Source organism: Amycolatopsis lurida, assembly GCF_900105055.1.
Taxonomy (GTDB): domain Bacteria; phylum Actinomycetota; class Actinomycetes; order Mycobacteriales; family Pseudonocardiaceae; genus Amycolatopsis; species Amycolatopsis lurida.
This window is the reverse complement of the sequence record NZ_FNTA01000003.1, coordinates 310,757-336,113: the sequence shown is the minus strand read 5'-3', so window position 1 is coordinate 336,113 and position 25,357 is coordinate 310,757. Positions and strand designations below refer to the sequence as shown.

The window sequence follows — 25,357 nt, the reverse complement described above, 5'->3', positions numbered from 1 at the left end:
ACACGAGAGGACACGTGCCGGTGAACCTGACTCTCGTCGCCGTGCTCGGCGTCGTCATCATCGTGGTGGTGGCCGCGTTCTCGGAACGGCTGAACCTGGCCGCCCCGCTGAGTCTCGTGGTCGCCGGTATCGGGCTGAGCTTTCTGCCGGGTGTCCCGCATCCGGAGATCGAACCCGAGCTGATCCTTGCCGGGGTGCTCCCTCCGCTGCTGTATTCGGCGGCGGTGAACATGCCGATGGTCGACTTCCGGCGGAACATCCGGCCGATCACCGGGCTCGCGGTCCTGCTCGTGGTGGGGACGACCCTGGGCGCGGGCTGGCTGTTCCACTGGCTGGTGCCGGGGATCGGGTGGCCTGCCGCGTTCGCGCTCGGCGCGGTCATCAGCCCCACCGACGCCGTCGCGGCGACGTCCGTGGGACGGCGGCTCGGTCTGCCACCCCGGTTGCTCACCGTGCTCGAAGGCGAAGGGCTGGTCAACGACGCCTCGGCCCTCGTGCTGCTGCGGTCCGCCGTCGCCGCGGTCGCCGGGTCGGTGTCCGTCTGGGGCGTCATGGGCGAGTTCGCCTTCTCGGTCGTCGTGGCGGTCGGGATCGGGATCCTGGTCGGGATCGTCAACGTCCGGGCGCGCGCCTTGCTGGGCAACGCCGTGCTCAACACCGCCATCTCGTTCGTGGTCCCGTTCATCGCCTTCCTGCCCGCGGAAGAGGCCGGTGCCTCGGGGGTGCTCGCCGTCGTCGTCGCCGGACTGGTGACCGGACATCTCGCCCCGCGCCACCTGCGCGCGACGGACCGCCTCGCCGAGACCGTCAACTGGCGCACCGCGGCTTTCCTGCTGGAGAGCGGGATGTTCCTGCTCATGGGGCTCAGCGTGAAAACCCTCATCGACGAGGCGCACGAGGACGGTTCGAGCGTCTGGCGCGCGCTCGTCATCGGACTGGCCGCGTCGGCGCTCGTCATCGTCGCGCGCGTCGTCTTCGTCGGGCCGCTGGTCGCAGGCCTGTACCGCGAGCAGCGCAAAGCCGCGCGCTTCAAACCACGGCTCGAAACGACACAGGCGGTGCTGCGGGGCGACGAGTCGAATCCCGCCGTCACCGAGCGACTGGACAAAGCGTCACCGAGACGGGTGGCGCATTTCCGGAAACGGCTCGATCGCGCCGCCGCCGACGTCGAGTTCCGGCTTACCGAGACCCTGGGCTGGCGCGGCGGTGTGGTGCTCGGCTGGGCGGGGATGCGGGGCGCGATCACCCTCGCGGCGGCGCAGACCCTTCCGCAGGACACCCCGGACCGCGCCTTGCTGGTCCTGATCGCCTACGTGGTGGCGACCACGACACTGCTGGTCCAAGGAATGACGCTCCCGGCGGTCATCCGCGCGGCCCGGGTGCCCGCGGAGGACCCGGACCGCGCGCGCCAGGAGTACGTCAGACTCATGACCGAGCTCGCCGACGCCGCGAATTCCGTTCTGGACGATCCCGGCGACGAGCCGTTCAGCCAGGGGGTCCTGGACCGAGTGCGTGCGGACGTGCGCGTCCCGGGCAAGGCGCCGGCCGGCCGCTCGGCTTCGGACGTCCAGCAATATCTGAGGCTGCGCTTGCGGGTCCTCACCGGCCAGTCCGAATGCCTTCAGCGTGCCCGGTCGAGCGGTGGATACAGCTCGGAGACGTTGAGCCGGGCGCAAACCGCCCTCGACGTGGAGATGGCCCGCCTCGAGCAGCTGGCGGACAAACCGGCTTCCTGAGCCTTCCCCGCCTGGTGTTCGGCATACTCGCGACCCGATGGTCGAGCGGATCGAGGCTAGATCCGGCTCGTGCCGTTGCCGGCGGGAACCGGATGACCGACCTCGTGCGAAGCGCCAGAGATGTCGCGCTGGTAGATGCTTTGCACACCGTTCCACTTCATCAGCACCTGGACGCGGATGCCGCACCGAATGTAAAGGCCCGGCATTGCAGGCTCATCGCAGATTCCGGGCACCGGCCCAGCGCTTCCCGAAGCAGGGCACGTCGCAAGAACGGGCGTTTCATCGAAATTTCATGACCCGCCGATAGCGTCCACCGAAGATCGAAGTCTCTTTTTGCCGGGATCATGCGCTGGTCTCAGCGGGAGTTCGTCCGAACGCACTAGTTCGTTTCGACTGTTCGATCGAACGTCTTTCGTTACACGCGTCACCGCTCGATCCCCTGCGCGACAGGGATTGCCGGGTTCAGGTAACCGAATTCACTGATCCAGAGGGGGTCGGGGCATGTCTGCCTTCGTGTGGGCTCGTCCGGTTCGTCATCGCCACAAAGCCGTGGTGGTGCTGTTGTTCCTGGCTTTGGTGGCGATGGTGGTCCCGAGTGCGGGCCCGCCCGCCTCGATGCGTGTGGCGGGGCAGGCGTCAGGTGCGGATGGCGCGGTGGCCGCTCCGGAGCATCCCGAGGGGACGGCGTTCGATCCCAATCAGATCAAGGACATCAAAGCCGCCGACCCGGGGGCAGGCGTGAACCTGATCGCGCCCCCGTCGGCGAACAGCTCCGGCGATGCGCGGATGTCCTACCCGCTCGAGGTGCCCAAGGGGCGGGCGGGTCTGGAGCCGAAGCTGGCGGTGGCGTACAGCTCCGGAGGCGCGAACGGCTGGGTGGGGGTCGGGTGGGACGTCACCATGCCGACGATCACGGTCGACACCCGGTGGGGAGTACCGCGGTATGACGCGGCTCTGGAGACCGAGACCTATCTCCTGAACGGTGAGCAGCTCACGCCGGTCGCCCATCGGGGCGAGTTGCGGAAGAGGTCGGCGGAGAAGGTGTTCCACGCCCGCGTGGAGAGCCGGTTCGACCGGATCGTGCGTCACGGGGACAAACCAGCCGATTACTGGTGGGAGGTCACCGACAAGGCGGGCACGCGCACGGTGTTCGGCGGGGCGGAGAACACCACGCTGACCGATGCCGCGGGACACGTGGCGACGTGGGCGGCACGCGAGGTCCGCGACACCAACGACAACGTGCTGCGCTACCACTACGCCCGGGTGGAAGACGGCGGCACCGAGAAGTCGACGGTGCCGGGCGGCAACCTGTATCCGCGACGGATCACTTACACCGGCCACGGCGCGACCGAAGGCAAATACTCGGTGACGTTCCTGCGCGACCGGGACCGGGGTGAGCCCCGCCGTGGCGACGTGCAGATCGATGCTCGTGGCGGGTTCAAGAGGGTGACCGCCGATCTGCTGCGGCGGGTCGAGGTCAAACTGGACGACCAGCTGATCCGCGCCTACGAACTGAACTACCGAACCGGAGCCTACGCGAAAACCCTGCTCGCCTCGGTGTCGCAATTCGGTGAGGACGACAAGCTGTTCAACACCCACTCGTTCGACTATTTCGACGAGGTGCGTGACCAGGCGGGCAACTACACCGGGTTCGCCGGCGCCGCCGGTTGGTCGGTCCCGGACGACGACCTGGGCGTGAACATCCGTGAAGGTGAGGCGAGTGCGATCTCGGCGAACACCTCCGTCGGGTTCGGTGCGCACTTGTTCGCCGGCTACAACGTGCAGGGGCTACCGGTCAAGCAGGGTGGCGTCGGGCTGAAGGTCGGGTTCAACGCCGGCCAGTCCGATGGCCTGTCGGCACTGGTGGACGTGAACGGCGACAACCTGCCGGACAAGGTTTTCCGCAAGAACAACGAAGTGCACTTCCGCCCCAATCTGAGCACCCCCGGAGGGGAACCGAAGTTCGGTGACACGCCGATCAGGTTGCGCGACCTCCCGGGGATCTCCTCCGAGCGGACGTTGTCGGGCACGATCGGTGTCGAGGCGTTCGTCCTCACTGTCGCCGCGCAGCTGGACTTCATCGGGACCACGACCACGTCGGATCGGTTCTTCAGCGACGTCAACGGTGACGGCCTCACTGACCTGGTCAACAACGGCGGTGTGCTGTTCGGCTATCTGGACGCCAACGGGCAGCCCGCCTACACCGCCGATTCCACCCGCACCCCGGTGCCGGTCGGCGGTGGGGCGGTGACCGGCGAGATCGTCGGTGACCAGACAGCGCAGTTCAACCAGCAGGTCGACAACTCGCCGCTGCTGGACTCGGTACGCCGCTGGGTCGCGCCGTTCGACGGCACCGTCCGCGTCGACGGCCGGGTGCAACTGACCGTCGACCCCTCGCCCGCACGCGCCGCGTACACCAAGGCCGACGGTGTGCGGGTCACCATCCAGGCCAAGGACACCGAACTCTGGGCGCAACGAATCGGCCCGGACGACCACACGGAGTTCACCCCGGCCAATGTGTCGGCGGTCGCGGTGAAGAAGGGCGACGCGCTCTACTTCCGCACACAGTCCATTCTGGACGGAAAGTACGACACGGTGGCGTGGGATCCGACGATCACCTACACCGACCTGGCGGCCGGTACGGACGTGAACGGGTTGGCCGACACCGTCTTCCGTGCGTCCGCGGACTTCACGCTCGGCGGCCGCTCGTCGCAGGTGATGGTGCCGGTGACCGGCAAGCTCCGGCTGACCGGCGACGTGGTCAAGAACAAGGTGACCTCGGATGACGTGGCCGTGGTGATCACGAAGGGCAACGGGGTGCACGCTCCGGCGGAGGTGTTTCGCAAGGTCCTGCCTGCCGGGTCGACCGGGACCACCACGATCGACATGAGCCTCCCGGTGAGCCAGTTCGAGAAGATGTCATGGCATATCAAGTCAGACTCCCCGATCGACGTTTCCGCGGTGTCCTGGGTACCGAAGGCGCACTACACGGAGGCGCCCGGGGTGGAGTCGCTGGTCGACGACAAGGGTCAGCCGAGCCTGGTGATCAGCCCGCCGTACGACGTGGACATGTATCCCGCCGATACCCTCAAGGCGCCGCAGCAGACCTACAAGGTGACCAAGACCGGCAAGCTGCGGGTCCGGCCGGGTGTGAAGCTCAACTTCGGCTTTCCCGGAGCGACCAAGATCGCGTTCACCGTCAAGAAGCGCGGCGGGCAGCTGCTGGGGAAGCGGGTCGTCGACATCGTCAACGGGCAGTACGGCTCGCCCGGCCAGGACCTGGACGTGGTCGTCCCGGTCACCGAGGGCGACGAGCTGTATTTCGACCACGCCACGACGGATCCCTACCTGTTCGGCTTGATCGCCGAACAGTCCGCGAAGGTCACCTACGACCTCTCGTCCCCATGGCCGACGTTCAGCCCAGCACCGAGCGCGGCACACGGCTCCGCTCAGCAGGGTGCGTTCCCGCAGCCCTACCGCGGCTGGGGTGTGATCGGCTACCAGGCCAACCGCGACCGCGCCACCCAGCCCATCAAGCAGGCCGAACTCGCGATCGACCAGAGCTTCAAGGACGCCCTTCCCCGGGAACCCAAGGAAGCCGACATCGCGGGATTCGCCGCGAACCCCCGGATCACCATGCCCCGGTTGGCGATCTTCGCTCCGAACCCGGCCAAAGGCGGCTGGGCCGCGCAGGACGAGTCGTCCTGGTTCACCTCCACCATGGCGACCAGTTCCCGGCTCGGCGCGGACACCATCGACGTGGTCACCGACGCCGATGTCGCCGGTGACCGCACTGTGATGCGTCGCGGCGTGACCGGTCAGGTGTCCGGCACGCTGTCCGCCGGCCCGTTCGGGGGCACGGTCGTCGGTGGGATCACCGCGGGTTCCGTCGACTACGTCGACCTCAACGGTGATCGCTTTCCCGACGTCGTCGGCGCCAAGGAGATCCAATTCACCGACATGAACGGCGGGCTCGGCGCTCGACGCGGCACGCTCGGTGGCAACGTCCGCGAGTCCGACACCTTGTCCGGCAACGTGTCCTACTCCGCCGGCAGTGAGGCCGCGACACTGGCCAGTGCGCAGGGCCTGGCCGCTCCCGAAGCCGGAAGCACCAACAACACCGCCACCTCCGGCCCGGTCCAACCGGCACTCGGGATCGGTGGCAGCCTCGGCGGCGGCGAGTCCGACACCCGCGTCGACCTCGTCGACATCAACGGCGACGGTCTACCGGACAAGGTCTTCGCCAACGGCGACGCCCAGCTCAACCTCGGCTACAGCTTCGCCGCCAGAGAACCCTGGTCAGCGGGACCGATCAACGACGCCTCCACCCGCAACCTCGGCGTCAACCTCGGTTTCAACGTCGACAACTACGGCTTCGCCGGGGGACTGTCCGCCGAACTGGGCACTTCTTTCACCAACGCGAGCATGCTCGACGTCAACGGCGACGGTCTCACCGACCGCGTCTTCACCGATGGCGCCAATCCGATCAAGGTGGCCATCAACACCGGCACCGGCTTCACCGCGCCCACTCCGTTCCGCGGCGGCTTCACCGACATCGCCGTCGACAAGAACGCCACCCTCGGCGCGGGCGTCTACTTCACGTTCCCAATCCCCACCCCGGTCGGCACATTCGTGTTCAACCCCGGGGTCAACGCCTCCACCAGCATCAGCCGTGCCGAGATCGGCCTCCGTGACATCAACGGCGACGGCCTGGCCGACCATGTCAAATCCACCCGGGACAACGAGCTGCTGGTCGCGGTGAACAAGACCGGCCGTACGAACCTGCTCCGCACGGTGACTCGGCCGTTGGGTGGGAAGATCGATCTGGACTACACCCGTACCGGTAACACGCAGGCGACGCCAGAGTCCCGCTGGGTGCTGTCCCGCACCAGCGTGTCCGACGGTCATCGCGGTGACGGGGCCGATACCCAGCTCACCACCTATCGCTACGAACAAGGGAAGTACGACCGGCTCGAACGCGAGTTCCACGGCTTCGGCAAGGTCGTCACCGAACAGCGTGACCCTGGCGCCGCCGAGGCGCTCTATCGCTCGACCACTGACGAATACCGCACCGACGGTCCGTATACCCGCGGATTGCTCGCTCGCACCCTCAGCGCCGACGGTGCGGGACGGCCGTTCGCCGAAACCGTCAACACCTATCAGCTCCGCGACACCGCACCGGGAAGCGTGTTCGCAGCTCTGTCCCGGGTGGACAAACACTTCCACGAAGGTGCCGAGAACCCTGGCAAGTCCACCTACACCGAAATGTCGTATGACGACTTCGGCAACTTGATCCGCTCGTTCGACGCCGCCGACGAGGGCGTCGCCGACGACGTGGAGACCACCTACGGCTACTCCGCGTCCGACCCGGCTTGCCGGGCGCGGAACCTGGTCGGTACCGCGAATCTGCTCAAAAAGCGCGCAGGCGCCGACCTGTCGCGGCACAGCGAATCCACAGTGGACTGTGTGACCGGTGCGGTACGGCAGGTCCGCGCGTACCTCACCGACACCACCTCGGCCGACACCGACCTGGAGTACTACCCGGACGGGAACCTGAAAGCGGTCACCAAACCGGCAGGCAAGTCCGGCCAGCGGTACCGCCTGGAGTACGGCTACGACACGCTCGTCGGCGTCCACGTCGAGTCCATTGTCGACAGCTTCGGGCTGCGGTCGGGCGCGACGCACAACCTCAAATACGGGCAACCGGACCGCACCACCGACCAGAACGGTCAGCAGGTGCTGCGCGGCTACGACAGCGTGGGCCGGTTGGACACCGTCACCGGACCGTACGAGATCGGGTCGGGCAAGGCCACGATCGACTTCGACTATCACCCCGAAGCCACCGTTCCGTACGCCACCACGCGTCACCTCGACCGTGATGCCACTGGTGTCCGTGAGGACACCATCGACACCGTCACCTTCACCGACGGTCTCAAACGCGTTCTGCAGACCAAGAAGGACGCGTCGGTCGCGGACAATCCCGGTGACACCCCCGACCAGGTCATGACCGTCTCCGGCCGAACCAAGGTCGATTTCGCCGGCCGCGTGGTGGAGCAGTATCACCCCGTGACCGAGCCCAAGGGTGACGGCAACACCACGTTCAATGCCGCCTTCGACACTGTGGCGCCCACCCGCGCCTCGTTCGACGTGCTTGACCGGCCGGTCAAGACGGTCGCACCGGACGAGGTCACGACCGCCGTGGCCTATGGATTCGGTCCCGACCGCGCCGGTGTCACCCGGTTCGAAACCATCGCGACGGACGGCAACGGCAAACAGAAGCGCAGCTACGCCGATCTGCGCGAGAAGACCACCGCGGTCAAGGAGTTCAACCCGGCCGCTGGACACCCGGTGATCTGGACCAGCTACGGCTACGACGCGCTCGGGCAGATCACCACCGTGGTGGACGACAAGAACAACATCACCCGCTCCGAGTACGACACGCTCGGCCGCCGGACGGTGCTCGACAGCCCCGATGCGGGCCGCACCGAGACGCGCTTCGACCTGGCGGGCAACCCGACGGCGAAGATCACCGCCGGCGGTAAGCAGGTCGAGTACGACTACGACCACAGCCGCCTCACCGCAGTTCGTTACCCGACCTTCCCGGCCAACAACGTCACCTACACCTACGGCGCAGCTGGCGCGCCGGACAACGCCGCCGGGCGGATCACCGAGATCCGCGACGCGGCCGGGACCCTCACCCGTGGTTATGGCCCGTTGGGCGAGACCACCCGGGAAACCCGCACCATCAAGATCGCCGGGCAGGCGGACCGTGGCTACACCACCGGATGGCGCTTCGACGCCTTCAACCGTGTACTGCAGATGACCTACCCGGACGGCGAGCTGCTCCGCTACGACTACGACACCGGCGGCCAGGTCACCCGCGCCACCGGAACCAAGAACGGAACCGACTACGTCTATCTTGGTCGCCTCGACTACGACAAGTTCGGCCAGAAGGTGCTGCAGCAAGCCGGTAACGGAGTACGCACCACCTACACCTACGACCAGGCCGACCGCAGGCTCGCCACTCTGAAGTCGAAGACGCCGGGTGCCACCGAGTTCCAGAACCTCGGCTACACCTACGACAACGTCGGCAACATCACGCAGCTGACCAACAGCACGCCACAGAACCCGACGATCGGTGGTCCGAGCAGCCAGACCTTCGGCTACGACGACCTGTACCAGCTCACCTCCGCCAGCGGCCAGTACACGACCAAGAGCAACCAGCAGGACAAGTACACCCTGGCGCTGAGCTACGACTCCATCCACAACACCACCGGCAAGACCCAGCACCACGAGATCACCGGCACGACCACTCAGGCGGCGGCGCTGAACCGCGGGTCTGGTCCTGTGTCGCCGGTCGGTGGCGGCGGAGGGAGCCCGGCATCGCTAGGTCCGCTGTCCACCGGACCGATCGAGGCCGCTGGGAGCTACGACTACAAGTACGACTACGGAAGCGGAAAACCCCACGCACCGAGCAAGGTCGGCCCGATCACCCAGGCCTACGACGCGAGCGGAAACCTCACCGACACGGTGAACACCGAAGCCGAGGGCAAACGACGCCAGTACGTGTGGGACGAGGAGAACCGGCTCGCCTGCAACCAGGACACCACCACGGCGACAGTCCCTCAAACCCCGGCAGGCTGCCAGGCCGCCACCGTCGGCTACACCTACGACGCGGCCGGCGAACGCGTCATCAAACAGGGTGACGGCCTGTCGCTCTACCCCAACCGTGGCTACAGCGAACGTAACGGGACCGGCTTCAAACACATCTTCATCGGGGACAGCCGCCTCACCACCAAGACCGTCGCGGCCGACGACCCCGAAACCACCCAGTCCTACTTCCACGCCGACCACCTCGGCTCATCCGGGTACGTCACCGACAGGCAAGGCAACGTCACCGAACACCTCGAGTACATGCCGTTCGGGGAAACCTGGGTGGAGGAGCGGGCAGGCCAGAGCGATACGCCGTACAAGTTCACCGGCAAGGAACTCGACGAAGAGACCGGCCTCTACTACCACGGTGCTCGCTACTACAACCCGAGAACACAACTCTGGGCGAGCGCGGATCCGGCGCTCCCTGACTACCTGGACTCGAACGTCGCGGGCGGCATCACCAACCCCCGCAACCTCGCCACCCACACCTATGTTCACAACAACCCGGTCAGACTCACCGACCCCACCGGGAAAAGCCCCAACGATGGCCCCTCAATGACGGGGCCTGGGATCAACTCCACGACGATGGAGCAGATCAAGAAGCAGTTCCCCAAGCTCCCGTCGGACGGAGCGGGTGCGAAGACGACGTTCGGCCCTTACTCGGTGACCGAGAAGGAAAGGGCCTTGTTCGAAGGTCTTGCCAAAACCAAGCCCTGGGAATTGGAAATGATCTTGTCCAGCAAGGTCGAAGCCCAAAGGACTGCGGCCAAGCTTTTCGGTGGAAAATATGGCAATGGTGAGGATCCGACGATTGACGGGACAATCGGAAACGCATTCCAACACGCCTACTGGAGTGCCCTGCTGACGATGCGCTTTGGTCCGGAGAGAGCCCAGGAGCTCACTGACGCCCACGAGGCCACCTCGGACAACCATGGAAAATTCTGGCTTGAGCTGATGGATCTGCACAACAACTGGATTGGCCGGACCATCGGCGTGCACTTCAAACCCGGCGACTTTATCGGAACAATCGACCCCGACGAGGAAGATCTCTCGAAGAACAACAAGTACCAGCCTCTCATCGATGCGGTCATGTACGCGGTGAACATCGGGAGAACGGTCATGGTGACCCCCGAGGGAAATTGGCTCCAGTGGACTGGACCAAAAAAGTAGCCACCGTTCTTGGCCAGGCCAGGTAAGCCTGTTGACAGGGCCTACCTGGCCTGGGTGCTTTCGCTTCTGACAAGAACTATCCGCGAGCGGCTTGACGGCGGCCAAGGGTGACCATTTCCGACCAGCACAAATAGCGTGCACAACGGAGGGGGCGTTTAAAGCTCGCACCTGAGCCTAAACGCCCCCTCGGGACCTACCCGCCGAGCTGGCCGGTCAGGGCTGCCGGGGCTGGTCGCGCCACCAGCGCTGGCCGGCTTCGGGCAGCGTGGAGATCGGGTCGTAGTACGGGTACTTGCGCTGCAAGGCCTCCGGGTCCTCGTGCTCGATCCCGGTCCGGTAGTTCTTGGTCCAGTACGAGATCCCCAGCTCGCGGTCGTACTCGGCGAGCTGGTGCACCCAGCGCTTCCCGACATACGGCACGTCGCAGACGATGCGCGGCGTCGCGTAACCCGGCAGGTAGCCCATGATCGCGTGCTGCAGTTCCTGTGCCTCGTGCACGGAAACCCGCCAGTGCTCGGCGTTCGGGATCATGTCGCACATATAGAAGTAGTACGGCAAGATGTTCGCCTCGCCCTGCAGCGCGAAGCACAGGTCCAGCAGTTCGGCGGGGGTCGCGTTGACGCCCTTCATCAGCACGCCCTGGTTGCGCACGTCGCGGACGCCGACGTCCAGCGCGGTCCTGGCGGCCTCGGCGACCAGCGGGGTCACCGACTGGGCGTGGTTGACGTGGGTGTGGATCGCGAGGTTGACGCCGCGGCGCTGGGCGGTGCCGGCGACGCGCTCGAGGCCTTCGACGACCTTCGGCTGGATCCAGTGCTGCGGCAGGGCGGCGAGCGCCTTGGTGGCGAGCCGGATGTCGCGGACGGTGTCGATGTCCATCAGCCGCATGAGGAACGACTCCAGTTGCGGCCACGGCACGTTGGCGACGTCGCCACCGGAGACCACGACGTCACGCACGCCGGGTGTCTTCTTCAGGTACTCGATCATCGCGTCCTGGCGGTCGACCGGTTTGAGCGAGAGCTTGTGCTTCTCGATCTGCTCGGTGGAGTTGCCGACCAGGTCCATCCGGGTGCAGTGCCCGCAGTACTGGGGGCACGTGGAGATCATCTCGGCCAGGACCTTGGTGGGGTAGCGGTGCGTCAGCCCCTCCACGACCCACATCTCGGCCTCGTGCAGTGAGTCCCGTTCGGAGTGCGGGTGGCTCGGCCACTCGGTGTCGCGATCGCTGCGCACCGGAAGCATGTAGCGGCGGATCGGGTCGGCGTACCAGGCCTCGGTCACCTTCGCCGGGTCGGTGCCCGCGTTGGGCGCCATCGTGTTGATCATCTGCGGAGGCAGCAGCATCGACATCGTGGCCATCTCGCGCTGGTCGGCGAGCATGTCCTCGTAGAAGCGCTCCTCGAGCAGGTCGCCCATGAGGGCGCGCAGTTGCTTGGCGTTGCGGATGCAGTGCACTCGCTGCCACTGCGCGTCACGCCACTCTGCCTCGGTCACGTCGTGCCAGCCGGGGAAGCGGCGCCAGTCGGGTTCGATCAGCTCGACTCGGGTGTAGTCGTAGGGCTGATCGTAGGCGGCCACCGGCGAGGTCGGTTCCTGGATCGCAGTCACTTGTACTCCTCGTCGTCGGAAACGCGTGAAAATATCCTGTCACATCGTTCGGAAGACGTAAATATTCCTGTCTTGCGGGATGTGTCGAAATCTCGCCGACCCGCCGGACACGTGGTCGTCCGCACGCTGCAAACTCGGGAGCGTGACGAACGCGCGAAGCACGCTCCTCCTCGGCGGGCGTATCTACAGCCCCTCGGCCCCCGACGCCACCGCCATGGCGATCACCGACGGCACCGTCGTCTGGGTGGGGCAGGACGGCCCGGCCAAGGCCCTGCATCCCGATGCCGAGGTGGTCGACCTCGACGGCGCTTTCGTCGCCCCGGCTTTCGTCGACGCGCACGTCCACGCCACCGCGACCGGCCTGCACCTCACCGGGCTGAACCTCACGAACGTCCGCGGCGCCGGCGAGCTCCTCGCCGCCGTCCGCGACGCCGTCCGCCCCGGCCAGGTGCTCGTCGCGCACGGATGGGACGAATCGCGCTGGACCGACGGCAGGCTGCCCAGCCGTGCGGAGATCGACGAGGCCTCGAACGGGACACCGGTGTACCTGAGCCGGGTCGACGTCCACTCGGCGCTCGTCTCCAGCGCGCTGGTCGCGCTCGCCGCCGGCGTGCACGAAGCGCCGGGCTGGTCGGCCGACGGTCCGCTGACCCGCGACGCCCACCACCTCGTGCGCGCCGCGATGCGTGAGGCGATCACGCCGCAGCAGCGCCGCGAAGCCCAGCGCGCGTTCCTCGCCGCAGCCGCCGCGCGCGGAGTCGTCAGCGTCCACGAATGCGCGGGCCCGGACATCTCCGGCGCCGAAGACCTCACCGACCTGCTCGCGCTGGCCGCCGAACCAGGGCTACCGGAGGTCGTCGGTTACTGGGGCGAACGCGGCGGCGTCGACACCGCCCGCGCGCTCGGTGCCAGGGGAGTCGCGGGCGACCTGTTCGTCGACGGCGCGCTCGGCTCCCGCACCGCCGCCCTGCACGAGCCGTACACCGACGCCCACGGCACTTCCGGGACGCTCTACCTCGACGCTCCCGCCATCGCCGAACACATCAGCGCCTGCACCGAGGCGGAACTCCAGGCAGGGTTCCACGTCATCGGCGACGCCGCCGTCGCCGAGGTCGTCGAAGGGTTCCGGCTCGCGGAGAAGACCGTCGGACGCCGGGCGCTGGCCGCCCGCCACCACCGGCTCGAACACGTCGAGATGATCGACGTCGACCAGGCGAAGGCGCTCGCGGGCTGGGGTGTGGTCGCTTCGGTCCAGCCGCAGTTCGACGCGGAATGGGGCGGCGCGCACGGCATGTACACCGACCGCCTCGGCACGGAACGGGCCGCGAAGCTCAATCCCTTCGCCGCCATGGCCGCCGAAGGGCTCCTGCTCGCCTTCGGTTCCGACGCCCCTGTCACGCCGGTCGACCCATGGGCCACCGTCCGCGCCGGGACCTATCACCGCACGCCGGGTTCGGGCCTGTCCGCCCGCGCGTCCTTCACCGCCCACACCCGCGCGGGACACCGCGCCGCCGGGGTCAACGACGGCGTCACCGGCAGCCTGGTCCCGGGCGCTCCCGCGCACTACGCGATCTGGGATGCCGAAGACCTCGTCGTCGCGACACCGGACTCACGCGTGCAGCGCTGGTCGACCGACCCGCGCGCGGGGGTGCCCCCGCTGCCGAACCTCGCGGAGGGCGCGACACTGCCCCGTTGTCTGCGCACGGTCCGCGGCGGACAGGTCATCCACGATCTGTTCACCCGCACGGCCTAGGGTTCAGGAGTGTCCACGACCGTGACCGATCCGGATCCCGAAGCGGCGCCCCGGAAGCGCTTCTCCCGCGCCTGGCTCGTGCGTTTCCTCGTCGCCGCGGCGTCGGGATTCACGCTGTACCTCAGTTTCGCTCCGCGTCCGCTGTGGTGGCTCGCGCCGCTGGCGTTCACCGGCTTCGCCCTGGTGGTGCACGGGCGGAGGTTCCGGGGCGCGTTCGGTTACGGGTTCGTGTTCGGGATGGGGTTCTTCCTCCCGCTGCTGACGTGGCTGCTGGACTTCCTCGGGCCGGGCTTCGGGCCGTGGCCGTGGCTCGGACTGGCGATGGCGCTGTCGGTGTACCTGGGTTTCGGCGGGGCGTTCGCCACCGTGGTGTGGAGGCTGCCGCTCGGGCCGCTGTGGGCGGCTCTGGTGATCATCGCGCTGGAGACACCGCGCACCTGGTTCCCCTTCGGCGGCTTCCCGTGGGGCCGCGTCGCGTTCAGCCAGCCTGAAGGCGCCTTCGTCTCGCTGGCCTCCATCGGCGGCGCGCCGCTGGTCGGTCTCGCCGTCGTGGCGACCGGTTTCGGGCTCGCGGCACTGTGCCTGCGGCTGAAGGGCGCCCACCCCCGGCGTTCCCTGGTGGCGGCGTCGGCGCTGACGCTGGTGCCCGTGGTGGCGGGACTCGCGGTGTGGCCGACGATCGGTACCGAGGCCCAGGACGGCGAACTCACCGTCGCCACGGTGCAGGGCAACGCCCCGGATATCGGCCTGGCGCTGGAAGGCCGCCGCGACGAACTCCGGAGCAACCACCTCGCCGAGAGCGCCCGGCTGCTGGAAAAGCTCAAGGCGAGCAATACGAAGGTCGACCTGCTCGTGTGGCCCGAGACCGCGATGGCCATGCGCACCGGCGACCCCGGCGTCGATCGGATGGTCCGCGACTACGGCACGCAGGCGATCATCGGCGCGCTGGTCCGGCTGCCCGACGGAAGCGCGCAGAACTCCGCGCTCGTCTGGGATCCGGTCACCGGCCCGGGTCAGCGCTATGCCAAACAGCAACTCGTCCCGTTCGGCGAGTACGTCCCGGCCCGTGAGCTCGCGAAGCTGGTGACACCGTTCGTCGACAGCGTGGCGAACATGACACCGGGTGACGGCGCCAACGCCGCCCTGTCGGTCGCGGGCACCAAGGTCGGCGTCTTCATCTGCTACGAGACGGCCTTCGACTACCCGGCGCGGGAGTCGGTCGCGGACGGCGCGGAACTGCTCGTCGTACCCACCAACAACGCCTGGTACGGACCGGGGGAGATGAGCTACCAGCAGCTGGCGATGTCGCGGCTGCGGGCGGTCGAGCATGGGCGTTCGGTGATCGTTTCCGCCACCAGCGGAGTCAGCGCGATCGTCGCGCCGGACGGTTCGATCATGGCCTCTACCAGCCTGTTCACCGCAGACTCCCTGGTGGGGCGCGTACCGCTGAGGCAGCAGACTACGCTGTCGGATCTACTCGGTGTGACGACGGAGTACGGGCTGCTCGCCCTGGCGATCGCCGGGGTTACCGGCGGGTACGTGCTGCGTTTCCGCACCCGGCGCGCGAGCGCCGCCAAGGCAACGAGGGAAGCGGCGGGCTGACCCGCCGGAACACGGAGGAAAAGCGGATGGCGCAGGCGCCACGGGGGGCCCAGGGAATCGACCCGGTGCTGGTGGTGGTCCCGACGTACAACGAGCGGGAGAACATCGGCCCGATCCTGGAGCGCCTGCTCAAAGCACTCCCGGAGGTCAACGCCCTCGTGGTGGACGACGGCAGCCCGGACGGGACCGGTGACGTCGCCGACGAGCTCGCGAAGGCCGACGAGCGGATCCACGTGATGCACCGGACCGAGAAGGCCGGTTTGGGCGCGGCGTACGTCGCGGGTTTCCGCTGGGGTCTCGCTCGCGACTACGCCACGATCGTCGAGATGGACGCCGACGGCTCGCACGCGCCGGAGGATCTGCCGCGGGTACTTGCGGCGCTCGAGGACGCGGATCTGTCCATCGGCTCCCGGTACGTTCCCGGTGGCAGCACGGTGAACTGGCCGTTCCAGCGCAAGGCGCTGTCCTGGGTGGCGAACCTCTACGCGAGGATCGCGCTCGGCACGAAGATCAAGGACATCACCGCGGGTTTCCGCGCGTACCGCCGCACGGTGCTGGAGAAGCTCCCGCTCGACGAGATCGCCTCGCGCGGCTACTGCTTCCAGATCGACCTGGCGTTCCGCACGGCGCTCGCCGGGTTCGAGGTGGTCGAGGTGCCGATCACTTTCACCGAGCGCGAGGTCGGCCAGTCGAAGATGAGCGGTTCGGTCGTGCGTGAGGCGATCGTCCTGGTCGGTCTGTGGGGGCTCAAGCGTCGCTGGCAGCAGCTTCGCGGGCTGGCCAAGAAGGGCTGACCCCCAGCACGCTCACGCCGAGCTTCCCCAGCTCCTTCACCGTCGGCTCGTCCGGGGCCGCGTCGGTGATCACGCCCGCGACGTCGGACAGGGGGAGCACGGTGAACGGCGAGGCCGCGCCGATCTTCTCCGAACTGGCCAGCACGTAGGTGTCGGCGGCCCGTTTGGCGAGGGTGCGTTTCATCGCGGCCTCGTCGGAGTCGCCGGTGGTGAGCCCGGTCTCGGGATGCACGCCGGTGACGCCGAGGAAGAACAGGTCGGCGTTGATGCCCTCGGCCGCCTCGGCCGCGGCCGCACCGCAGGTGACGGCGGAGTGCTTGAAGAGCCGCCCGCCGATGAGGAACACCTCGACCTTCGGATGCGTGACGAGCGCGGCCGCGACCGTGGGGCTGTGCGTGACGATCGTCGCTTCGAGGTCGACGGGGAGCGCCTTCGCCAGCGCGAGCGCGGTCGTGCCGCCGTCGAGGATGACCGTCGATCCCAGGTGGATCAACGCTGCTGCACGTTTCGCGATCCGTTCCTTGCCCGCGACGCTGACCGCCATGCGCGTCGCGTAGTCCGCGGTGGCCGGGGAGACCGGCAGGGCTCCGCCGTAGACCCGCTGACAGAGCCCGGCGTCCGCGAGTTCTCGCAGGTCACGGCGGATGCTGTCCTCTGATATGCCGAGTTCGGCGGCGAGATCCTTGGCCACGATGCGGCCTTCGGTCTTCAGTCGTTCCAGCAGCAGGTCTCGTCGTTGCGCAGCCAACATGTGCACGTTCCTCCTTGTTCCTGCCGATTGTTGCACACTATGCTCCGCCGCATGAGTAAACCTCTGATGATCCTCATCGCCGGACCGTTCCGCTCGGGCACCGGCGACGACCCCGAACTCCTCGCCCGCAACCTCGCCCGGCTCGAAGAGGCCGCCTGGCCGATCTTCCGCAGCGGGCACGTGCCGATGATCGGCGAGTGGGTCGCACTCCCGGTGCTGCGCGGCGCCGGCGGGAAGACCGTCGCCGACCCGATCGCGAAGGAGATCATGTATCCGACGGCCGATCGCCTGCTTCACCACTGCGACGCCGTTCTGCGGCTGCCAGGTGATTCCGCCGGGGCCGATCAGGACGTCGCCATCGCGCTCTCCCGCGGGCTCGCGGTCTATCACCGTGTCGAGGACATCCCGGGCTATCAAGCCGCATAATGCGTAACTCGGCCGAGCGTGACGTTTACGGGGGAAGGTGAGCCGTGACCGGTCAGGTCTGCGGGGTTTGCGAAAGCCCTTTGCCGTCGAAGGCGGGTTCCCGCGGACGCGCGGCCGTCTACTGCTCGGCCGCGTGCCGCCAGCGGGCCTACCGGTCACGGCGTGACCCCGCCCCCGACGTGGACGCCCTCATCGCCGAGGTCGGCCGCGTCGCGAACCGGCTGACACCCCGGCCGGCGGAAGCTCTCCTCACCGATCTCACCTCGCTCACCGCCGACGTGGGCAGGCTGCGGCGCATCGCGCAACTGGCGCTCCGGAGCGAAGAAGAAAACGTCACACCGGAACCCGTGACGGAAACCGTGGACGAGGTCGACTTCGCCGAGAGGATCGAGCAGCACCAGCGAGAACTGCGCGTGCACTGCTACCGCATGGTCGGGTCCTACGACGACGCGGAAGACCTGGTCCAGGAAACCTTCCTCCGGGCCTGGCGCGGCCGCGAGGGCTTCGAAGGCCGGTCGAGTTTCCGCGCGTGGCTCTACCGGATCGCCACCAATACCTGCCTGGATTTCTTGCGGCGCAACAAAAGGGTCCCGCGTCCGTACGACCCGCTGCCCGACGTCGACCAGCAGGGCGAACCGCCCCAGTTCATGCCCTGGTTGCAACCGTTCCCGGACGACTCCGCGGAGATCGCCGAGACCAGGGAAACGATGGAGCTCGTCTTCCTGGCCGCGATCCAGCACCTCCCGCCGAAGCAACGGGCCGTGGTGATCCTCAACGACGTCCTCGGCTGGAAGGCCGCGGAGACCGCCGACCTGCTGGAAACCAGCGTCGCGTCGGTCACCAGCGCACTCCAGCGCGCCCGCCCCACCCTGCGCGAACGCCTCCCGGAACGCCGCGCCGACTGGGTTCGGACCGCCCAGGTGACCGAGGAGGAGCAAGCGATCCTTCGGCGCTACATGGCCGCCGCCACCGGCAACGGCGACAGCCGGGTGATGGCCGAGCTGCTGCGAGAAGACGTGCTGGTCACGATGCCGCCGAACCCGCTGTGGTTCTCCGGCCGCGACGTCTTCCTCGACTTCGTCGCCCAGTCCCTCGACCCCGCGTCACCGACCTACTTCGGCGAGTGGAAACACCTCCCGACCAGCGCGAACCGCCTCCCCGCGGCGGCGGGCTACGTCCGGCGGCCGGGCACCCGGGTCTACCGCGCGCAGGTGCTCGACGTCCTGCGGATCGAGGACGGAAAGGTCGTGGAGATCACCGCTTTCGAACCGCACCTGTTCCCCGCGTTCGGCTTGCCGCTGACCCTCACCTGAGGACCGATGAGATCCACGTTCCTTCCGCGTCTCAACGGTCGAACCCGAAAACGCGGAAGGAACACCCTCATGAGCCTCCAGAACAAGAACGCGGTCATCTACGGCGCCGGCGGATCGATCGGCGGCGGTGTCGCCAAGGAGTTCGCCGCGCGCGGCGCCCGCGTCTTCCTCACCGGCCGCCACGAACCGGCGCTGACGAAACTCGCCGACGAGATCAAGGAGACCGGGGGACTGGCCGAAGTCGCCGTCGTCGACGGCCTCGACGAAACCGCGGTCGACGAGCACGCGGCGTCCGTCGTGACAAAGGCAGGCAGTATCGACATCTCCCTGAACCTCGTCCCGCGCGGCGACATCCAGGGAATCCCGCTCGTGGAGATGTCGGTCGAGGACTACGTCCGCCCGATCACCACCGGCATCACGACCAACTTCATCACCGCCCGCGCGGCCGCTCGGCACATGATCGCCCAGGGCTCCGGCGTCATCCTCGCCCTCGACAGCGGCTCCGCCCAGGGCAGCCCGATGATGGGCGCGACCGGTTCGATCGACGCCGCGCTGGACACCTACATCCGCAACCTCGCCGTCGAGATCGGACCGCACGGCGTCCGCGCGCTCGGCATCTGGGTCGCGGGGATCCCGGAGACCTTCACCCCCGAGAAGCTCTCGGCCGTGAACAACCAGCTGCCCGCGAGCCCGGAGATGGTGGAAAACGTTCTCAACGGCCTCAAGGAGGCCCGGATGACCAAGCGTTCACCGCGCCTCGCCGAGGTCGCCCGCACACTGGCGTTCCTGGCCTCCGACGACGCCATGGGGATCACCGGCACCTTCGTCAACGTGACCAGCATGTTCCCCAGCTGACCGGAGTTCGGCGAGGACGGCGCGGATCGCCGGGCTCGCCTCGGCGCTGCGGCGCCACGCCGCGTGCACCTCGCGTGTCGGCGGGCGCCGCAATGGCCGGACGACGAGCCCTTCGGCCAAGGGCGGGCGCGCCAGCCGCGGGATCAATGCGAGAACTTCGCCGGAGGCGACCAGCGACAACTGCGTGGAGAAGTCGTCCACCAGATGCCGGACGTCGGGCTCGTCCGGCAGCCCGCCGAACAGGCGCCGGAACCACTGATGGCAGACCGTGCCCGGTGGACTGGTGACCCACGCGTGCCCGGCCAGGTCCACGCCGTCCAGCAGCGATTCGGCTCGCGCCAGTGGATGGGTCCCGGCCATGACGACGTCGCCGAGGTCGGTGTGCACCAGGCGCCGGGCCAGGGCGGGGGAGAGCGGGACGGGCAAACCGTCGGCGTCATGCAGGAGCGCGAGGTCGGCGGTGCCTGCCTCGACGCTGTGCGACGCCTGGTCGGGATCCTGCTCGGTGATGTGCAGCCGGAGATCGGGATAGCGCTCCAGCAGCCGCGGGTGCACAGGGGCGAGGAGCCCGCGGATACCCGTCGAGAACGCGGCCACCCGTAGAACACCGCGAGGCGCGCCCTCCGCCACCGACTGGGCGGCCTCCGCGCAGCGTTCCAGCGCCTGGAACACCTCTAGAGAGGAGTCGACCACGGCTTGACCTGCCGGAGTGAGCACGACCCCGCGCCCAGCCGGAGCGAGCACGGGCATCCCGATCTGACGCTCCAACCGCTTGATCTGCTGCGACACCGCCGACGCCGTGAACCCCAGCTCGTCCGCCGCACGCGCCAGCGTCCCCAAAGCGGCCACCGACCGCAGTGCCCGTAGAGCCCCGACCTCGATCATGAAGCAAGGCTACGCAATATCGGCCAAAAACCGTCGCTGGACCGCAGGTATTGCCGCCGACAGGATCGACCACATGACCGAGACCCTCTTCGGCTCCAACCTCGTCGCCATGGTCACCCCGATGGAACCCGGCGGCGCACTCTGCGAACCCGGCCTCACCGGCCTGGTCGACCACCTGCTGGGCGCCGGCTGCGACGGCATCGTCGTCGGCGGGACCACCGGCGAAGCTCCCACCTTGACCGACGCCGAAGCCACCCGGCTCGTCCACACCGTGGCGACCCGCGTCGAGAACCGGGCACGCGTGATCGCCGGCGTCGGCACCTACGACACCGTCACCTGCATCCGGCGCGCGAAGGAAGCCGAGGCAGCCGGCGCCGACGCGCTCCTGCTCGTCTGCCCCTACTACTCCAAGCCGACGCAGGCCGGGATCGTGGCGCATTGCCTGGCCGTGGCCGACGCCACCGAGCTGTCCGTGATGCTCTACGACGTCCCGGCCCGCACCGGGACGGCCATGGACGCGGCGACCCTCATCGAGCTCGCCCGCCATCCCAGGATCCGCGCCGTGAAGGACGCCAAAGGCGACCTGTTCGAAGCGATGACCGTCATGGCGCGCACCCGGCTGGCCTTCTACTGCGGCATCGACGAACTCAACCTGCCGTACCTCGCCGCGGGCGCCACCGGCCTGGTCAGCGTCGTGGGCAACGCCTACGCCGACCGGAACGCCGAGCTCATCGCCGCCGTACGCGGGGGAGACCTCGACAAGGCGCGGACCCTCAACGCCGCGTTGCTTCCTCTGGCGGACGCTGTCATGCGCACTTCGCAGGGAGCGATCATGGCCAAGGCCGCGCTGGCCGATCTCGGCGTCATCCCGCACGCGACAGTCCGGCTTCCGCTGCTCGAATCACCGCCGGAGCACTTGCGGCGGCTTCGCGCCGCCATGGCGCCTGCGCTGAGTCGGTCAGAGCTCGTGAGTGGTTAGGACGGTTCTAACCGTCCTAACCACTCACGAGATCCCCGAGACGCGGCGAAGCCCCCGCGGAGGGAGGTCGCGGGGGCTTCGCCGTGTTCGTGGTGGGGCTAGCTACTTGTGCCGTGCGTCAGGCGGACCGGGTGGTCCTGCGTCCCTTCAGCTCGGCGAGACGTTCGTTGAGCAGATCTTCGAGCTCCGGGATCGAACGACGTTCCAGGAGCATGTCCCAGTGCGTCCTCGGGGGCTTGACCTTCTTCTGCTCCGGCTGCCCGCCGTCCACGATCTCGGACTCGCTGCCGTGCAGCCTGCACTCCCACACCGAGGGGATCTCGGCGTCGTCGGAGAAGGGCACCTCGAACTCGTGGTTCTTGGGGCAGGCGTAGCGCACGGTGCGCCGAGGCGCGAGGTCGTGGTTGCGGTCGGTCTCGTAGCTGACCGCTCCCAGCCGGCTTCCACGGAGAACACGGTCGGCCATGATGGGGGTCCTTTCAGTCAGCTCCGGGTGGAGCCAGGGTGATGCTCACCCTATGCAACGACATTGAAGGCCAGAGGATTCCCTGGACGGCATGTCCTTGCTCACGATGAGCTGTGTCACCCGGTGGCAACAGCTTCTCCTAGTAGGAGTGGTTTCGCGCTCTGGCGTGACGTCAATACGGCCATCTTGGTGCGGATATCCCCCAGATGGGCTAGTAGTACGCCTGTCACGTCAACCGTAACTGACCGTGTTGGGCCGAGGTAGGCCCCAGGTCGCCCAGTCGAAAGTGGCGACGGCACAATACCTGATAACGGACCGTGTTCGGTTCGCCCTCAGAACGTGATGCCGATGAACTTTCAACGACCATCTGCTCGGTATCCGCCACCACCACGGTGTCCCCAGCCCGCAGCACCTCGCCGTCGGACACCCGCGCGTTGAACCGCCCAGTCTGCCCGCACCAGCACAGCACCTCGACCTGAACCGGCTGCAGCTCGTCCGCCAGTTCGAACAACCGCGCCGCACCCGGGAACAACACACTCCGGAAATCCGTGGCGATCCCGAAGCAGTACACGTCGATCTGGACGTCATCGGCCAGTTCAGCCAGCTGATCCACCTGATCGGGCGACAAGAACTGCGCCTCGTCGACGATCAGGTAGTCCACATGCCGCCCGGCGGCCCACTGCTCACGCACCAGCAACCGCAGATCGGTCTCGTTCCCCACCTCGATCGCCTTGCGCGTCAACCCGATCCGGCTCGTGATCTGCGGCTCCCCGGACCGGTCATGCCGCACCAGCACCATCCCGCGACGACCCTGCCGCGCGTGGTTGTGGTCGATCTGCAACGCCAGCGTCGACTTTCCGCAGTCCATCGGCCCGTAACAGAACTTCAGCTTCCCGACGACCGGCACACCCCGCCGTGAACCCGCCACCGGCACCGACGACAACGCGTCGGTGGGATCCGGGCCACTCTCCTTCAGTACGGTCACGACGCTCGACCCTATCGGCACGCTCCGCCCTCACAGCACCGCCGGTGGTCGGTTGCCCGCCGCCTCGATCGCCCGGCGCACCGGCACCAGCCAAACGAACACGAACCCGAGCACGAAGAAGATCACCAAAGCGATGATCGCGTACCGGAACGAGCCGGTGATCTGCCCGACCGCCGCGAACAACAACGGACCGAGCCACGACGTCCCCCGCTCACCGACCACGTACAGCGAGAAGTACTGCGCGTCCTTCCCCTCCGGGATCATCTGCCCGAACAACGACCGCGACAACGCGTTCGTGCCGCCCAGCACCAGCCCGATCCCGACCGCCACCGCGTAGAACTGCAGCGGCTGGCCGGCCTCGATGAAGAACGCGAAGCACAACACGACCACCCAGGCCACCAGACTGCCCAGAATCGTCTTCTTCGCCCCGATCCGCGCCGCGATCGCGCCGTGGACCATCGCCCCGGCGTACGCCAGGAACTGAATCACCAGGATCGTGACGATGAGCACCTGGGTGCTGTACTTCAACTCGTCCTTGCCGTACTGCGCCGACACCGCCACCACCGTCGTGATCCCGTCGGTGAAGACCAGATAGCTCCCGAGGAACGCCAGCGTCAGGGGATAGGCCCTCGCCTCCTTGATCGTCTGCTTCAGCTCCTTGAACCCGGCCGTCAGCACCGACAGGCCCCGCGCGCTCGACTTCGGCACATGAGTCTGGGGGAGCGCCCGCACCGCCGGGATCGTGAACACCGCCCACCAGATCCCCGACGTCAGGAAGCAGATCTGGATCGCCAGCCCCTCACTCACCCCGAAGAACTCGTGCCCCATGAAGAACCCGAGCTGCATCGCCAGCGCCAGACCACCGCCGAGATACCCGAAAGCCCAGCCCTTCGACGACACCGCGTCCCGCTCATCGGGCTCGGCGATGTCCACCAGGAACGAGTAGTAGACGACCAGCGCACCGCCGTAACCGATGTTGGCCAGGATGAACGTCCAGACCCCGACCTCCCAGTTCGTCCCCGCGATGAAGAACATCGCCGCCGACGCCACCGCGCCCAGGAACGCGAACCCGCCGAGGATCCGCCGCTTGTGCCTGCTCCGATCCGCGATCGCGCCGGCGATCGGCAGCACCAGCACCTGCGTCACCGTCGCGATCGACAGCAGATATCCCCACAGCGAACCCGCGGGGAAGTGGAGCCCGAACAAAGAGACGTCGCAGTTCTGAAGGGTGCTCGAAGCTCCACTCGAATCGGTGCACGCCCTGTCCCCGTTAAGGGTGAAATTCGTCTTCGCGTCCGCCGACGCGATCTCGCTCAAATAGAGCGCTCCGAAGACGGTGATCACCGACGAATAGAACGGCGAATTGGCCCAGTCGTAGAGGTACCAAGCCCGCCACACCCGCTTGCGTTCACGGGTCACGGCCACCGTCATGCACTGCTCCTGAGGTCGAGAACGTCGAGGTCAGCGGGAGACTACTGGTGATCACACCCACCTGTCCGGCACGAGTCCGGACCGTGTTCGTTTCGACGCGGGACGAACCTTTCCCGGGCACCTTCCCGACCATCGTCGGCGTGTCGCTGCCGCGATCCCTGTGTGTTTCGTGTGAGGCTGGTGAGCGATCTGTGACTCTTGTGAAGCACGGGACGGATACTTACTGTTCCGCTCATGAGGACCCATCGCCTTCGCACAGCACACCGCGTAGTGGCGAGAACGCTCCTGCTCGCCCTCGCCGTGACGGGCCTGCAGATCGCCACCACCGGATCCGCCGCCGCGGATCCCCACGGCTCCCACTGGGCCAAGCTCCGCATGTGTGAATCGAGCGGGCGCTACAACATCAACACCGGCAACGGCTACTACGGCGCCTACCAGTTCGACCTGCCCACCTGGCGCAGCGTCGGCGGCCAAGGGCGACCCGACCAGGCCGCCCCCCGCGAGCAGGACTACCGGGCCCTCTACCTCTACCGCATGCGCGGCTGGCAGCCCTGGGAATGCGCCGGCAAACTCGGCTTCCGCAACGACAGCGACGGCCGCAGCAAACGAGTCCCGTCCTACGCCGACTCCGCCTACATCGGCGGGGGAGGACAGCCCGCACCACCGCCTCAACCCAAGCCGAAGCCGACCCCGCCCGCTCCGCCCGGCGGCCCTAAACCCGCCTGGCCTGGCGTCGTCTACGCCTACGGCGACTGCGCGGCACCCCTGAAGCAGTTCCAGCTGCGGATGAACGCCTTCGGCTACGGCTTCACCGGAACAGGCTGCTACTACGACAAGACCCGCGAAGCCGTCCTTGCGCTCCAGCGAGCCAACGGCATCAACGACTCAGGACGGCTCGGCCCCAAGACCTGGGACGCCGCCTGGAACGGCAAGGCGCCCCGCTGAACCCC

General features: G+C 67.6%; 17 protein-coding genes. 10 read left to right on the top strand and 7 right to left on the bottom strand.

The annotated features are described in order from the left end of the window. Positions 1 to 20 precede the first annotated feature (20 nt). Positions 21 to 1,736, top strand: coding sequence for a cation:proton antiporter (locus BLW75_RS03940; RefSeq protein WP_034320762.1), 1,716 nt, complete (start codon positions 21 to 23; stop codon positions 1,734 to 1,736). A gap of 56 nt (positions 1,737 to 1,792) precedes the next feature. Here BLW75_RS03940 and BLW75_RS42685 read toward each other — a convergent pair whose 3' ends face one another. Beyond that, complete coding sequence (locus BLW75_RS42685; protein ID WP_158005421.1) at positions 1,793 to 1,942, bottom strand: hypothetical protein; 150 nt, start codon at positions 1,940 to 1,942, stop codon at positions 1,793 to 1,795. Between the two features lie 295 nt (positions 1,943 to 2,237). Here BLW75_RS42685 and BLW75_RS03935 point away from each other — a divergent pair, with 295 nt between their 5' ends. Beyond that, positions 2,238 to 10,559 carry a SpvB/TcaC N-terminal domain-containing protein gene (locus BLW75_RS03935; protein WP_241783994.1) on the top strand — a complete coding sequence of 2,774 codons (8,322 nt, stop codon included), beginning with the start codon at positions 2,238 to 2,240 and terminating at the stop codon, positions 10,557 to 10,559. Between the two features lie 213 nt (positions 10,560 to 10,772). Here BLW75_RS03935 and BLW75_RS03930 read toward each other — a convergent pair whose 3' ends face one another. After that, positions 10,773 to 12,167: a KamA family radical SAM protein gene (locus BLW75_RS03930; protein WP_034320707.1), complete on the bottom strand. Its 1,395-nt coding sequence runs from the start codon at positions 12,165 to 12,167 to the stop codon at positions 10,773 to 10,775. 142 nt (positions 12,168 to 12,309) lie between these two features. Between BLW75_RS03930 and BLW75_RS03925 the strand changes: the two genes are divergently transcribed. The 3 genes from BLW75_RS03925 to BLW75_RS03915 are packed head-to-tail and all read left to right on the top strand — an operon-like array spanning position 12,310 to position 16,316. Further along, a complete protein-coding gene (locus BLW75_RS03925; protein WP_034320757.1) occupies positions 12,310 to 13,920 on the top strand; it encodes an amidohydrolase in 1,611 nt (536 codons plus the stop codon). A 9-nt stretch (positions 13,921 to 13,929) separates the two neighbouring features. Next, on the top strand, positions 13,930 to 15,522 hold the full coding sequence (lnt, locus tag BLW75_RS03920; RefSeq protein WP_034320703.1) for an apolipoprotein N-acyltransferase: 1,593 nt from the start codon (positions 13,930 to 13,932) through the stop codon (positions 15,520 to 15,522). Between the two features lie 26 nt (positions 15,523 to 15,548). After that, positions 15,549 to 16,316 (top strand): polyprenol monophosphomannose synthase, encoded by a 768-nt coding sequence (locus BLW75_RS03915; protein WP_034320701.1) that lies wholly within the window; start codon positions 15,549 to 15,551, stop codon positions 16,314 to 16,316. Here the strand turns inward: BLW75_RS03915 and BLW75_RS03910 are convergent. Beyond that, the gene (locus tag BLW75_RS03910) at positions 16,270 to 17,067 is read right to left on the bottom strand and encodes a DeoR/GlpR family DNA-binding transcription regulator (RefSeq protein WP_034320699.1); all 798 of its coding nucleotides are present in this window, start codon (positions 17,065 to 17,067) and stop codon (positions 16,270 to 16,272) included. The two genes, BLW75_RS03915 and BLW75_RS03910, sit on opposite strands and share 47 nt — an antisense overlap. 51 nt (positions 17,068 to 17,118) lie before the next feature. Here BLW75_RS03910 and BLW75_RS03905 point away from each other — a divergent pair, with 51 nt between their 5' ends. The 3 genes from BLW75_RS03905 to BLW75_RS03895 all read left to right on the top strand — a co-directional run bounded on the left by BLW75_RS03905 (position 17,119) and on the right by BLW75_RS03895 (position 19,661). Beyond that, positions 17,119 to 17,493, top strand: coding sequence for a DUF4406 domain-containing protein (locus BLW75_RS03905; protein ID WP_241783993.1), 375 nt, complete (start codon positions 17,119 to 17,121; stop codon positions 17,491 to 17,493). A 44-nt stretch (positions 17,494 to 17,537) separates the two neighbouring features. After that, complete coding sequence (locus BLW75_RS03900; RefSeq protein WP_034320694.1) at positions 17,538 to 18,806, top strand: sigma-70 family RNA polymerase sigma factor; 1,269 nt, start codon at positions 17,538 to 17,540, stop codon at positions 18,804 to 18,806. Between the two features lie 69 nt (positions 18,807 to 18,875). Continuing rightward, on the top strand, positions 18,876 to 19,661 hold the full coding sequence (locus BLW75_RS03895) for an SDR family NAD(P)-dependent oxidoreductase (RefSeq protein ID WP_034320692.1): 786 nt from the start codon (positions 18,876 to 18,878) through the stop codon (positions 19,659 to 19,661). Here BLW75_RS03895 and BLW75_RS03890 read toward each other — a convergent pair. After that, entirely contained in the window at positions 19,554 to 20,546 is a 993-nt protein-coding gene (locus tag BLW75_RS03890) for a LysR family transcriptional regulator (protein ID WP_034320689.1), read from the bottom strand. The genes BLW75_RS03895 and BLW75_RS03890 overlap by 108 nt on opposite strands. Before the next feature lie 73 nt (positions 20,547 to 20,619). On the opposite strand from BLW75_RS03890, the gene dapA reads away from it, so the two are divergent. Continuing rightward, a complete protein-coding gene (dapA, locus tag BLW75_RS03885; protein WP_034320686.1) occupies positions 20,620 to 21,525 on the top strand; it encodes a 4-hydroxy-tetrahydrodipicolinate synthase in 906 nt (301 codons plus the stop codon). Between the two features lie 118 nt (positions 21,526 to 21,643). On the opposite strand, the gene BLW75_RS03880 is transcribed toward dapA, so the two are convergent. From BLW75_RS03880 to BLW75_RS03870, 3 genes are all read right to left on the bottom strand, one after another. After that, a complete protein-coding gene (locus tag BLW75_RS03880; protein ID WP_005151365.1) occupies positions 21,644 to 21,991 on the bottom strand; it encodes an RNA polymerase-binding protein RbpA in 348 nt (115 codons plus the stop codon). A 226-nt stretch (positions 21,992 to 22,217) separates the two neighbouring features. After that, positions 22,218 to 22,976 carry a thymidine kinase gene (locus BLW75_RS03875; RefSeq protein WP_034320681.1) on the bottom strand — a complete coding sequence of 253 codons (759 nt, stop codon included), beginning with the start codon at positions 22,974 to 22,976 and terminating at the stop codon, positions 22,218 to 22,220. Positions 22,977 to 23,006: 30 nt separating this feature from the next. Next, a complete protein-coding gene (locus BLW75_RS03870) occupies positions 23,007 to 24,407 on the bottom strand; it encodes an MFS transporter (protein WP_034320677.1) in 1,401 nt (466 codons plus the stop codon). Between the two features lie 270 nt (positions 24,408 to 24,677). Between BLW75_RS03870 and BLW75_RS03865 the strand changes: the two genes are divergently transcribed. Next, entirely contained in the window at positions 24,678 to 25,352 is a 675-nt protein-coding gene (locus BLW75_RS03865) for a transglycosylase family protein (protein WP_034320674.1), read from the top strand. The last annotated feature ends 5 nt before the right edge of the window (positions 25,353 to 25,357 follow it).